The sequence below is a fragment of the Streptosporangium sp. NPDC051023 genome (assembly GCF_040689595.1).
In the GTDB taxonomy this organism is placed as follows: Bacteria; Actinomycetota; Actinomycetes; order Streptosporangiales; family Streptosporangiaceae; genus Streptosporangium.
The window spans coordinates 1-13,314 of the sequence record NZ_JBFBCE010000111.1 but is presented as its reverse complement, the minus strand read 5'-3'; the positions used below and the strand labels follow the sequence as shown (position 1 = coordinate 13,314).

The 13,314-nt window shown below is 67.8% G+C and carries 7 protein-coding genes; 4 read left to right on the top strand and 3 right to left on the bottom strand.

What is annotated here, in order from left to right:
• Positions 1–8: 8 nt before the first annotated feature.
• Positions 9–416 (bottom strand): winged helix-turn-helix domain-containing protein, encoded by a 408-nt coding sequence (locus AB0395_RS42485; RefSeq protein ID WP_366292195.1) that lies wholly within the window; start codon positions 414–416, stop codon positions 9–11.
• A 561-nt stretch (positions 417–977) separates the two neighbouring features.
• On the opposite strand from AB0395_RS42485, the gene AB0395_RS42480 reads away from it, so the two are divergent.
• The 3 genes from AB0395_RS42480 to AB0395_RS42470 all read left to right on the top strand — a co-directional run bounded on the left by AB0395_RS42480 (position 978) and on the right by AB0395_RS42470 (position 8,975).
• Positions 978–3,800: a LamG-like jellyroll fold domain-containing protein gene (locus tag AB0395_RS42480; RefSeq protein ID WP_366292192.1), complete on the top strand. Its 2,823-nt coding sequence runs from the start codon at positions 978–980 to the stop codon at positions 3,798–3,800.
• On the top strand, positions 3,797–8,173 hold the full coding sequence (locus AB0395_RS42475) for an RHS repeat-associated core domain-containing protein (protein ID WP_366292231.1): 4,377 nt from the start codon (positions 3,797–3,799) through the stop codon (positions 8,171–8,173). The genes AB0395_RS42480 and AB0395_RS42475 overlap by 4 nt, the downstream gene beginning before the upstream one ends.
• Positions 8,174–8,669: 496 nt before the next feature.
• On the top strand, positions 8,670–8,975 hold the full coding sequence (locus AB0395_RS42470) for a DUF6221 family protein (protein ID WP_366292189.1): 306 nt from the start codon (positions 8,670–8,672) through the stop codon (positions 8,973–8,975).
• Positions 8,976–9,130: 155 nt separating this feature from the next.
• Here the strand turns inward: AB0395_RS42470 and AB0395_RS42465 are convergent, their stop codons facing one another.
• Together AB0395_RS42465 and AB0395_RS42460 are read right to left on the bottom strand one after the other, a co-directional pair.
• Positions 9,131–10,270 (bottom strand): tyrosine-type recombinase/integrase, encoded by a 1,140-nt coding sequence (locus tag AB0395_RS42465; protein WP_366292187.1) that lies wholly within the window; start codon positions 10,268–10,270, stop codon positions 9,131–9,133.
• Between the two features lie 197 nt (positions 10,271–10,467).
• On the bottom strand, positions 10,468–10,605 hold the full coding sequence (locus AB0395_RS42460; protein ID WP_366292184.1) for a hypothetical protein: 138 nt from the start codon (positions 10,603–10,605) through the stop codon (positions 10,468–10,470).
• A 196-nt stretch (positions 10,606–10,801) separates the two neighbouring features.
• Here AB0395_RS42460 and AB0395_RS42455 point away from each other — a divergent pair, with 196 nt between their 5' ends.
• Entirely contained in the window at positions 10,802–13,258 is a 2,457-nt protein-coding gene (locus AB0395_RS42455) for a hypothetical protein (protein WP_366292181.1), read from the top strand.
• The last annotated feature ends 56 nt before the right edge of the window (positions 13,259–13,314 follow it).

Genomic DNA, 13,314 nt, shown 5'->3' with positions numbered 1-13,314 from the left:
ATGTCCGCTTACACCTGACACGACCAGCCGTGCCGCTTGAGCAGCTTCCACACCCCCGGCAGGGAGTAGGTCAGGCGAAACATCCGGCCGATCACCCGCCGGATACGCGACAACGTCCAGCACTGGTCGTCCCAGCCGTGCGCGGCCGGCCCCCGTAGCAGCGCGGCCTCCAGCCGGGCGAACTGCGCATCACTCAGCCGCGGCAGCGACGCCGGTCCTTTGGAAGCCATGGCCGCGCCGCCACCGCAGGTCCAGGCCCGGTGCCACCGGTTGGCCGACATCCGCGTGACCCGTAGTTCTTTGGCGACTTCGGTGTCGGTGTAGCCGCGGGCGAACAGCTCGGCCGCGTGCAGCCGTACCTGTTCACGCTTTGCTCGTTGGGCGGCGGTCAGTCCACCGCCTTGCGCATACCGCATGACCTGGGCATACCGCAGCAACCCACCACATTCACATGATCATCGAACATCACGAATTAAAGATCAGTGAGCAGCCGTATAGCGGCTCAGGGCCTGTCGTTCTTTCGGAATGACAGGCCCTGTTTGCACAGTACTGAACCACTGAAGCAACCTTGTCAAGCGCAGAAAGAGTGATCATCGTCACCCTCATGTCCCGTTTGTTTTATTTGTTACTTATGTAGATCTTGTTTGCTAGAACGGTCCATGTATACCTTCTGGGCGTCTACCGAGTCGTATGCCCCGAACCGCCCACCTCATCCTTATAAAGGGGTTCCTTTGGGATGCCGTGACGCGGACCGTCGGCATGCGCAGTGAGAGTTCGGAGGGTGACGGCGTATGCGCCGAAATTTGTCACGCCCACATTCGACTCGATGGAGGGTTGTCCCACTTTTGGCGGCCCTCCCCGGATTATTGTCGATTTCTGCTCTGCCCAGCGCCGCCGTAGCTGACATGGCGCGGATTTCGGCGCCGAAGCCGGTCACTCCCAAGCAGCTGACCGGGTCGGCCAAGGGGTTTCCGTCTTTGGTCACGACTGAGGCGACGACCACCACGGCGGACGGCACGGGCTGGAAGGCCGATGCCGAGCCGCCCAAGAACGCGGTGCCGGTCGACAAGCGCTTCACCGGCAAGGAAGGCAGGGAACGACTCAGGGAACTGCTGGGCAAGGGGAGCGCGAAGGCGGACGCTCCGGGTGGGCAGCCGGTCGCGGCGCTGCTGGCCGGGGAACCGCAACTGCTGGCCGCCTTCCCCCGCGACGAGATGCTGGTCGACTCCCTCACTCCGACCCTGCGGGCGCAAGGGAAGATCACCACCGGCACCGGGCCGCTGCGCTACGCCTTCAAGGTCTGCGACGTACCGGCGATGACCGGCACCGGCTGCACCTCCTCGGGCACTCTGGCCGTCGGGGTGAGTACCTGGGCGGTCCCGGCGAACAAGCTGGCCTGGGGCAAACAGTACTGGTGGCAGGCCACCATCACCGACACCTCCAACTCCGCCTCGACGGTGGAGAGCCGCACCTTCGTCACCGGGGTGCGCCAGCCGGTGCTCACCTCGCAGCTGGCCACCTCCGAGGTGGAAGGCCGGGAGTTCAACCAGCTGGCCGGTAACTACACCACCACCTTCACCGACCTGACCGTGCCCAGCGCGGGTCCGCCGTTGTCGGTGGTGCGTACCTACAACAGCCTGGACCCGCGCACCGACGGCATCTTCGGCGCGGGCTGGTCGACCCGCTGGGACATGAAGCTGGTGCAGGAGACCCGCGGCTCGGCTGTGTCGGCGTTGATCACCTACCCCGACGGCCGTCAGGTGCGCTTCGCCAAGACCGGCGGCTCCTATCAGCCGCCACCGGGCATGTTCGCCACCCTGGCCGACGTCACCGGCGGCGGCTGGAAGCTGATGGACAAGTCGGCTGTCACTTACCTGTTCGACGCCCAGGGGCGGTTGACGTCGGTTACCGACGCCCGGGGCCGTGCCCAGACCCTCACCTACGGCACCGGCGGCAAACTCACCACGGCCACCGCTCCCGGCGGCCGGTCGCTGTCGTTCACCTGGACCGGCGACCATGTGACGTCGGTGTTCAGCGATCTGGTCGGCGGCACCCCGATCACCTGGACCTACTTCTACGACGGCGACAAGCTGACCGGGGTGTGCGCCCCGGTCGCCGCGCCGAACTGCACCACCTACGGCTACGGCAGCGGCTCGCGCTATCGCAGCGATGTGCTGGACGCCGACCCCTACGGCTACTGGCGCCTGGGCGAGGCCTCCGGCACCACCGCGGCCGACCTCGGCACCGCCGGGGAGGCCACCTACCAGGGCGTCACCCACGGCAAGCCGGGTGCGCTGGCCGGGAGCACCGACACGGCGGTGGAGTTCACCACCGGCTCGTCGCTGAAGCTGCCGGCCAACGTCGTCGGCCAGCTGGGCGACCAGGTCTCGGTGGAGACCTGGTTCAAGACCGGCCAGTCCGGTGTGCTGGTCGCGGCCGGCACCCAGGAGACCGGCGGGATCCCGTGGGGGCCGATGCTGTATGTGGGCACCGACGGCAAACTGCGCGGCTCCCTGTCGGCCGTCGCCGCCCCGATCACCACGACCGGGACGGTCAACGACGACGCCTGGCACCACGTGGTGCTGACCGCCGCCGGCACCGCTCAGACCCTCTACCTCGACGGGGTGCAGGTCGGCACCGTCACCGGCACCCTGCCCGCCTGGCGCACCAGCGCCACGGTCGGCAACGGCGTGGCCGACCCGGCCGTCTCTCCGGCGGTGCCCACGCCGCGGGCGGCGTTCCCGTTCAAGGGAGTGATCGACGAGGTCGCGCTGTACGACAAGCCGCTGACCGCGGCCGAGGTGGCCCGCCACTACGGCGCCAGGCTGCAGGTGCCGAACAAGCTGACCACCGTGACGTTGCCGTCGGGGCGGGTGTGGGCGTCCAACACCTACGACGCGGCCACCGACCGGCTCAAGACGCATACCGATCGCAACGGCGGCACCTGGCAGCTCGGCGTCAAGACCTTCGACCCGTACTCCAGCGCAGCCGAGGTCGTCGTCACCGACCCGAAGAACGAGACATTGAAGTACCTCTACGACTCTGAACGCGGTTACCGCCTCCTGGGCGAGACCGACCAGCTGGACCGCACTACCTGGTACGAGTACAACCTGACGGGCTCGCTGTCGAAGATCATTGACCGCAATGACATCGCCAACGACGTCTACTACGACGAGCGCGGCAACCTGATCGCCCGCAAGTACTGCCGGGCCCCGAGCGAGTGCGCGATCGAGTTCTGGAAGTACTACCTGAACACCTCCGACCCCTTCGATCCGCGCAATGACCGGGTGATCGCCAACCGGGACGGCCGGTCGGCATCGGAGACTGACAACACCTACCGCACCACGACCGAGTACACCACCTACGGCGAGGTGTCCAAGGTCACCACCCCGGCCACTCCAGACTTCCCATCGGGCCGTTCCGAAAACTACACCTATACCGACGGCACCGAGCCTGCGGTCGGTGGCGGCACCACCCCGGCCGGACTGCTGAAGTCGCAGAAGAACGCCAAGAACGAGGAGACGACCTACCGCTACAACGCGGCCGGAGACATCGCTGAACAGACCACGCCCGCCGGACTGGTCGTCACTTCCATCCGGGACGCGGTGGGCCGGATCACCTCCCGCACCGAGGCGTCGGCCGCGCACCCTTCCGGGGTCACCACGGCCTTCACCTATGACAACCTCGGCCGGGTGCTCACCCAGACCGCACCGGGAGTGGAGAACGAGGTCACCAACGTCACCCACACCACACCTACGACTCCGACGGCTTCAAGCTCACCGAGTCCCTCAGTGACCTGACCGGCGGCGATCCGACACGCACCTACACCTACACCTACGACACGCACGGCCGGGTGGCGACCGTCACCGACCCCGAGGGCGGTGTGAACAGCTCCACCTGGGACGTCACCGGCCTGCAGGCGTCGGCGACCGACCCGCTGGGCACGGTGACGACGTTCGCCTACACCAAGCGCGGTGAGCCCGCGTCCAGGACGCTGAAGAACTGGACGGGCAGCCCGGTCAGCCCGACCACCGCCGCCGACGTGGTGCTGGAGTCGTTCTCCTACGACCCCGGCGGTCGTCTGGCCGGGCAGATCGACGCGATGGGCCGCAAAAAAACCTACACCTACTGGCAGGACAACCAACTGTCGGAGATCGTCGCCGACGACGCCCGACTCAACGGTTTGACCACCCCAGACAACGTGACTCTGCAGGCCGACGAGTACGACCCAGCGGGCAACCTCATCCAGCGGATCACCGGCGACGGCAAGGCGGCCAGCGACTACGTCTACGACGCTGCAGGGCGCCTGACCTCCACCACACTGGCCCCGGCCACACTCAACCGCAAGACCGCCTTCACCTACGACGCGGTCGGCAACGTCACCCGCACGGCCTTCACCGGCGCGGGCAGCACCCGCGTGGAGAGCACCGACTACCAGTACAACACGCTGGGCCAGGTGACCCGGGAAACGGTGGAGAACGGCACCGTCGACCTGGTGACCACCAACGCCTACGACGACCGGGGCCTGCTGACCCTCACCGTCGACCCTCGGGGCAACGCCTCCGGCGCCACGGCGGCCGACTTCACCACCACGCTGCGCTACGACGTCGCCGGGCAACTGGTGGAGACCAAGGCGCCGCAGGTGACAATCGAGAAGAACGGCGTCACCGCCGTCAACGCTAGGCCTACAGAGAAGTACGGCTACGACACCGCGGGCCAGCGCACTCAGGTCACCGACGCTGAAGGCCGGACCGTCACCTGGGGGTTCGACAAGGCAAGCCGTCTGATCTCGACCACCGCCCCCGCCTACACCCCGCCGGGCGGATCCGCGGTCACCCCGACGGTCGGCTTCGTCTACGACGCGGCCGGGCGCAGGACCCAGACCACCGACCAGCGCGGATACGTCACCACCACGCAGTACGACGCCCTGGGACGCCCGGTCAAGGTGACCGACCCCGCTCCCTCCGGGCCCGGCGGCGTATGGGTGACGGAATACGACCTGCTGGGTGAGCAACTCGCGGTCGTCAACCCGTCCGGCGCCCGCGCCGAGGCCACCTACGACGACCTGGGCCGGAAGATCACCCAGACGCAGATCGAACGCGTTCCCACCACCACAGCACTCACCACGACGTTGACCTACGACAACGCAGGTTACCTCGCCAAGGCCGTGGAACCGGGCAATAAGACCACGACCTTCGCAGTCAACGCCGCCGGAGAGGTCACCGCGACCACCGACCCGCTCAACCACACCATCGCCGTCGGCTACGACTTCCAGGGCCGCCAGGCCAAGGTCACCGACCCGCTCGGCAACGCCACCGAGGCCGAATACGACCTGGCTGGACGCAAGACCTCGGTTAAGAACCTGAATAGCACCGGAGCGACCGTCCGCACGCTCGGCCTAGGGTACGACCTGGCGGGCAACCCGACCAGCACCACCTCCGGCGAGGGCTACCTCACTACCCGGACCTTCGACGCCCTGGACCGGGTGACCTCGCTGATCGAGCCGGTCACCGCCACCAAGACGATCACCACCACGTTCGGCTACGACGCCAACGGCGCCCCCACCCGCCTCACCGACGGCCGCGGCAATGCTACCTGGACCACCTACAACAATCTCGGCCTAGCCGAGTCGGTGATCGAGCCGTCCACCACCGCCCACCCCAACGCGGCAGACCGCACCTGGACCACCGTCTACGACGCCGCCGGTAACCCGGTGGCCAGCCTGCAGCCGGGCGGGGTGCAGATCAACCGCACCTATGACCAGCTGAACCGGGTCACCAAGCAGACCGGCACCGGCGCCTCGGTCACCACCCCCGACCGCGATCTCACCTACGACCAGGCCGGCCGGACCACCGCGATCGGCGACTACACCCTGGAATACAACGACCGCAGCCTACTAACCAAGATCTCCAAGGCCGGCACCCAGATCGCCACCTACGCCTACGACAACCTGGGCAACCCCACCCAGCGCGTCGACCCGACCGGCACCGCGAACTACACCTACGACAACGCCGGCCGGCTGGCCACCGCCGGCGACCCGGTCACCGGCCGCACCTGGACCTACGGCTACGACAACGCCGACCGCCTCACCAGCCAGACCTCCGCCGGCCCCGTCGGCAGCCAGACCTACACCTACGACGCCGTCGACCGCGTCGCCACCCACACGGTGAAGAACAGCTCCGGCACCCAGATCGCGAAGATCGCCTACGGGTGGAACAAGGACGACAGCCTCACCTCCAAGACCACCGTCGGCACCGCGGGCGCCGGTGCCCACACCTATGCCTACGACCGTTCCGGACGCCTAACCTCTTGGACCGCCCCCGGCGGCACCACCGCCTACACCTGGGACGACGCCGGCAACCGCACCGGTGCCGGGTCCAAGACCTACACCTACGACGAACGCAACCGGCTGACCTCCGGCGACGGCACCGACTACACCTACACCCCGCGCGGCACGACGGCGACCGAGACCAAGGCGGGCGTGGCCCGCAACCTGGCCTTCGACGCCTTCGACCGGCTCATCACCGACGGCGACGTCACCTACGGCTACGACGCCCTGGGCCGGACCACCTCCCGCACCAAGGGAGTCGACCAGCAGCGCTACGTCTACTCCGGCCTGACCAACGACATCGCCGTCGTCACCGACGGCGCCGGAGCCGTCCAGGCCAAGTACGGCCGCGACCCCTTCGGGGGTCTACTGGGTCTGCAGGAGGGCGGCACCACCGCCCTGGCCACGATGACCGACCTGCACGGCGACCTGGTGGGCACCTTCTCCGGCACCGCGCTGGTCGACTCGGCGGCCTTCGACCCGTTCGGCCAGGTCACTCACCGTACCGGCGCCACCCGCGCGCTGGGCTACCAGGGTGAGTACACCGACGCCGACACCGGCAAGGTCAACATGAGTGCCCGCTGGTATCAGCCTGGCACCGGCGCCTTCACCTCTCGCGACACCGCCACCCTCACCCCTGACCCGTCCGTCCGAGCCAACCGCTACACCTATGCCAACGCCGCCCCGCTGACCAATATCGACCCCACCGGCCATGCCTCGCGCGACATATCAACCGGCGCGGTCGTCACACATAACGCCTACCTGGATTCCGGCGTGCCGCAGTTCGGGTCGATCCAAATCATCTCGGGCTACGATCCAGAGCCCACCACCCCCGGTGGTCGGATCAATGTAGAAATGGACGGGCTGGGTTGGACCCTCCCGCTCTTCCCGAACAAGGAAGCCAAGCGGCTGGGCGTCACGCCGACCGGCAGGCCGGCGCCGAAGGACTTCTGGGAAGCCAGCGTCGGGGCACAGACCGCGTTCATGCTGGGATACGACCCGTCGGCGTCCTACGACCAGCTCGACTTCTTCTGGGCGAGCCTGACCGGAAAGGTCCCCCTGGCCGCGGGGGGCGTTTTCTCCCTAGATCCCGACACCGGGCCGCCCGCCCCCGCCCCGTGTGCGAAGGACTGGGCGAGCAAAGAGTGCCGACTCTTCTTCGTCGACCATTACTGGTCCGGCAAACAGTGGGCCAAGAAGAGCCCTGAGCAGATCAGGAAAGAGCGCACGCTGGGCGTCTCAGGAGCGGTCGTCCTCCCCAGGGATGCCGACATGGACAAGTTCAAAAAGGAATGGGACGAGCTCTACGATAAATACCTGTACAACAAGAAGAAGATGCCCGCCTGGTGGATGGTCCAACAAGAGCTCGCCCTCGCCATGAATGTGTGCCAGCACATCGGTGTCACGGCCTGCGGAAGCGCCTGGTACACCCAGGTGGTCATGGCCCACACCGAGGTGGCAGGAGAGCATAACGTCACCTTCGAGAGCAGCAGAGGGCTGGTGACGGGTGGGTCCGCCTTCATAAAGCTAATGCGCTTCAGCAAGCCTGGGTATGGCCTCAAGTTCGACTTCGCGTATGACAAACACACCCCGAACTCCAAGGGCCGCATCGGCAAGTTGCCGACGTCCCCTCAATACGCACTTGAGATGTCCATTGGCGTGACGACCCAAAACAGGGTGGCCTACGATCCGAGCACGGGGCAGTTTGTCTCCTTCAACCCGTCCAAGCAGGGCGGCGATCTGTGGCACGGCCACGTGCGAACCTGGAAGGACCTCGACCAGAAACAACAGAACGCTCTTTATCAGGCAGGCATAACCAACCGGAAGGGCAAACCCGTGAAGTAAAACATCACGACGCGTCCCTGAGCAGTCTAGGAAGGCGGGCGCAGGTCATCCGGTGAGACGACGACGCCTGGGGGAGACCCACCGGTCTCCCCCATCCCCGTAACGATCGACAATGAGCCCTGCGGCGGGTGCCGACGCCGACCGTTCATGTGAGACGCACACGTGGAAGGCCTCCGTCATCTGCCGCCACGAGTGGCGTACCTGGACCACCTCGGCCACCTCCTCAAGCCCTCATCACCTCGATATCAAGATCAACCCTCTACCACTATTTTCTGCACTCAGCCTCCATCGTGCGCCGTACCGAAGCCACCAGCGACGAGACGCTCGTCCGCGTCTCGCATCGGGAGTGAGATGAAACCGAGACCCAGCACATCGCACACTCGCGGCTGCCTGGTGCTGAACCCGTTCGCGCCGCCCGGCGAGATGACACGGGCGAATGAGGGCAGGGACTCGGAGGCCGGCTGTCAGGATGGGGTGCACCAGGAATGATGTCATCATGAACATCAGAGACGTTACGGACACCTTGATCGATTTCCTACGTGCCCGTATTGATGAAGACGAACAGAAATGGCGAAGTCCATCTCGACGCCTCAAGCGGATAGCTGCTGACATGCTCGGCGACGTCAAGGCCAGACGAGGGATCGTCGACCGCATCTCCAGCAGCGATCGAACTCCTGAAGACCTGCTGACCTTGTTGGGGCTCGCCACACGGTACCTCGACCATCCCGACTATCAGTTGGAATGGGGATCCCCGGACGAGCTCCCTGGTTTCCAGCCGGAATGGTGGTCTTCAAGCGAGTAGCCCTCCAAGGAGGGGGCCTTCTCCTGAACGTGTCCTCAGCTGCCAAGTAGCTCCGTGACTGATCACGAGCTCCGTGACTGATCACGGTCGCGGTTCGTGATCAGTCACGGGTTAGGCCTACCGGTCGGCAGCGGCCCTCGGAAGTTCCGACGGGGTCACAGGCCCACGCCGCGCATCGGGTTGTCGCGCCATTTGTCGGCGGTGCGGATGTAGCCGTGCACCACCGGAGACTTCTCCGACCACCGTCCGTGCCGGGCGATCGCCGACACCGGCGCCCCGGCCTTGGCCGCCGCAGTGGCGCCGCCGGCGCGCAGCGAGTGCGCACTGAACGTCTCAGCGCCGGGCAGCCCGGCCCGCACGGCGGCGCGGCGCACCAGCAGGTTCAGCCCGTGCCCGCTCATCCGTACCACCGCCTTGCCCGCCGCACCTTGTGCTCCGGTCAGACGGCCGTGCCGGTCGACGCCGCGCAGCAACGGCCCCGCGACCACGCCGCGCTCGGCCAGCGCGGCGATCCACGCCTGCACCACCCGCACCGGGCAGGTCTCGGCGTGCGACCCGTACGGCAGCGGCACGGTCTCACCGAGCGCGTCCTGGTCGGTCTTGGACCGGCCGATGAACACCTCCAGCCCGTCGCCGGTGAGCGCGACGTCGCCGATATTCAGCGCGGCCAGCTCGCTGCGGCGGCCCATCAGCGCGAACCCCAGCACCAGGGCGGCGCGATCCCGCAGCCCGGCTAGGGTGCCGGGCGCGGTGGCGTCCAGCATCGTGCGCAGCGCCTCGAGTTCGGCCGGGGGCGCCTTGCGGGCGCGCTGGCCGGCGTCGGCGCACTGGCGGCGGTAGGCGCGCAAGGCCAGCCGGGCCGGGCGGGCGTCGGCGGTGGTTCCGGCGAGCTTGTGCCGGGACTGGATGCAGGCCAGCGCCCGCTCCACGGTCGACGGCGCGGGCAGCGTGCCCTTGCGGGTCGGGGTGGCGGACAGGTGGGTGACGTACTCGGCCAGCGTCTCGGCGGTGGCCAGCAGCGGCGTGCGCCCGTGCGTGGCGCACCAGGCGGTGAAGGCGCTCCAGTCGCGGGCGTAGGCGCGGCCGGTGGTGGCGGCGAACCCGTCGGCGACCCGGGCCCGCGCCGCAGGCGATAGCGCCCGCTCGACGTCGCCTCCGGGGCTCTCGTCCGGGACGGCGGCCGCGACGGGCGCGGCGTACCCGCCGGGAGGCCGGGCGGGCAGCACGGTCCCGGCGAGCGGATCCGGACCAGGTTCCGGCCCGGGGTCCGGTTCGGGGGTGAGGGGAACGAGCACCGGTCCTCCGCAGAGTTGGCCGATCATGGATTCTGGGTTGCGATAAGGCATGTTATCGCAACCCAGAATCCTTGTGATCGAGGACCGGAGCGGCCCGACGGGAACCACCACGCCCCGGCACGCACCCGCCGACGCCGAGACCCGACGCCCGGCGTCCGTCCCGGAGGAGGGACGGCCCGGAGGCCGGGCTCTGGCGGTCAGTGCTGGGTGAACCACCAGACGATCAGGCCGACCAGGGCCGAGCCGGCGGCGGTGGCGGCGCCGCGCGCGGCGGCGAACACCACGGTCTGGCGGAGGCGGCGGGCGGTACGGCGGGTGGTGGCGGAAAGCTTCACCGGAAGGGTCCTTTCCCGGGGGAGTGGCGCCCGGGCCGGGCGACCCGAACATGTCCCATTGGCACCCTTGCGCCGGATGAATCCGACGGTTTCCGGATCCGGATCGTGGCGTGGTGGTTACGCTCCTGGCCAGGGAGTGGTCCGGATTCGTGCGGGCCGGATCGCGCCGTAGCGAGCCGTAGCAAAGGGAGCAGGGGTGACCGGCCCGTTTCGTCCGCTCACGGGGAAGTACGCCCGGTCGGTGGTGCTGGCCGAGCTGGCCCGGTTGTGGGAGCAGGCCGCTCACCGCGCCGCCGCCGACGGCCGCACGATCACGCAAAAGCAGTTGGCGAAGGCCGCTCAGGTGCCGGAGACTACGATGAGCTCCTGGGCGACCGGCGCCGCTCTGCCGCGCGACCTGGATCAGCTCGTCGCGGTCGGCGAGGTGCTGGCCGGCTGGGCGGGGGAGAAGCCTTCTACCGGCGTGGTGTGGGATCAGCGGCTGCGTACCGACCGTGACGCGCAACGCACCTTGGCGCCCGCCGCATCGGCGGATGCGGAGCCGGGACGGCCGTTGGAGCAGGTGGCCGACCCGTTCCTGCTGGAGGTGCATCGTCCCATCGAGGTCGACGTGCCGGGCACTGAGACGTTACCGGTGCTGCCGCCGTACGTACCCCGCGCTCATGACGAGCACCTGGCCCGCGTGGTGGCCCGGGCCGCAGGTGGGGTCAGTGCGATGGCGGTGCTGGTCGGTACTTCCTCCACCGGCAAGACCCGCGCCTGCTGGGAAGCCCTGGCCGCGCTGCGTGAACAGGGCGAGTGGCGGCTGTGGCACCCGTTCGACCCGACCCGGCCCGAGGCCGCGCTGGCCGATTTGAAGCGAGTGGGGCCGCGCACCGTGGTGTGGCTGAACGAGCTCCAGTTGTATCTGCTGGATGTCCCCGGTGACCTCGGCGAGCGCGTCGCGGCCGCGCTGCGTACCTTGTTGGCCGATCCGGGACGGGCGCCGGTGCTGGTGCTGGGCACGCTGTGGCCGCAGTACTGGGACGACCTCACCCGTACGGCAGGGGCTCCAGATCGACATGCTCAGGCCCGCCTCCTGCTGACTGGTGGCGACATCCCTGTGGAGTCCGGGTTCATCGGTGCCTCCCAGGAGGCGCTACGCCAGGCTGCGGCTGTTGATCCGCGGTTGGGCAAGGCATTGGCCAACGCCTCCGACGGGGAGGTCACCCAGTATCTGGCCGGGGTGGCCGAGCTGCTGGCCCGCTACCGCAACGCCCCACCGGTGGCACGGGCGGTGATCGAGGTGGCGATGGACGCCCGCCGCCTAGGTCATCGCCTGGGCCTGCCGCATGCGCTGCTGGAGACCGCCGCCCCGGGCTATTTGAGCGACACCGAGTGGAACCTCGCAGGCGAGGACTGGCTGGAGCAGGCGCTGGCCTACACCGCCGCCCCGTGCAAGGGCGTGCTGGGGCCGGTAACCCGGCTGCGTCCCCGCCGCGGCCGCCCCCACACCGGTCTTGGCGCTCCCCCGGCCGCCAGCCGGGGAGACGCAGCAGCAGGCGGGCCGCTGTATCGGCTGGCCGACTACCTAGATCAGCATGGTCGCCGCCATCGCCACGACTCGCTCCCACCTGGAGAGTTCTGGGACGCGGTAGCCACATATGCTCACTCCGGAGATCTGACTACTTTGGGCAATGCGGCCGAGGAGCGAAGCCTGTTACTCGAGGCCGCTCGACTTTACAAACGCGCTGTTCCCAACGATGGGTATGCCGCTCTTCGGCTGGTTGGCATTTTGCGTAACGTGCACCCTGCCGACCATCGCCCTGCCGCATGGACAGTCGCGCGCACCTGTCTCAATGCCCCTGCCTCCGTCGCCATGTTGGTGGGCGCTCTACGCCGAGCGGGGGCCGACGAGCAGGTCACCGCGCTAGCCCAGCGAGCCGCCGCGCACGTTTTCCTCAATGACCCCTATGCCGTCGCCGAACTGCTGGATGCCCTACGCCAGGCAGGAGCCCACGACCAGGTCGCTGTGCTGCTGGCCCGCTCCCCCGCCACACACGCCTCCCTCAACGACCCACTCTCCGTCGCCATACTGCTGGATGCCCTACGCCAGGCAGGAGCCCACGACCAGGTCGCTGTGCTGCTGGCCCGCTCCCCCGCCACACACGCCTCCCTCGACAACCCTTATGCCGTCGCTGAACTGCTAGGGGCCCTACGCCGAACGAAAGCCGACGAACAGGCCACCATGCTGCTGGCCCGCTCCCCTGCCACGCGTGTCTCCCTCAACGACCCAGACTCCGTCGCCGAACTGCTAGAGGCCCTAGACCGGAATGGAGCCGATGAACAAGTCATCGTGCTGAGCCAACGAGCCGTCGCACATGTCCCTCTCGACAACGCGTTCTTCATTACCGAGTTGCTGGGCGTTCTACGCGAGATGAAGGTAGACGACCAGGTCGCTGTGCTACTGGCCCGCTCTCCCGCCGCACACGCCTCCCTCAACGACCCAAACTCCGTCGCCGAACTGCTAGACGCCTTACGCGAGATGGAGGCAGATGACCAGGTCGCTGTGCTACTGGCCCGCTCTCCCGCCGCACACGCCTCCCTCAACGACCCAAACTCCGTCGCCGAACTGCTAGCCTCGAGCTTTCGCGGTGAGTTTCGGAGAACTTGATCGTTTACATGAGAAAAGTGCCCTTGAACTGGGAGGGTCGGACTTGTCTAAGGTCC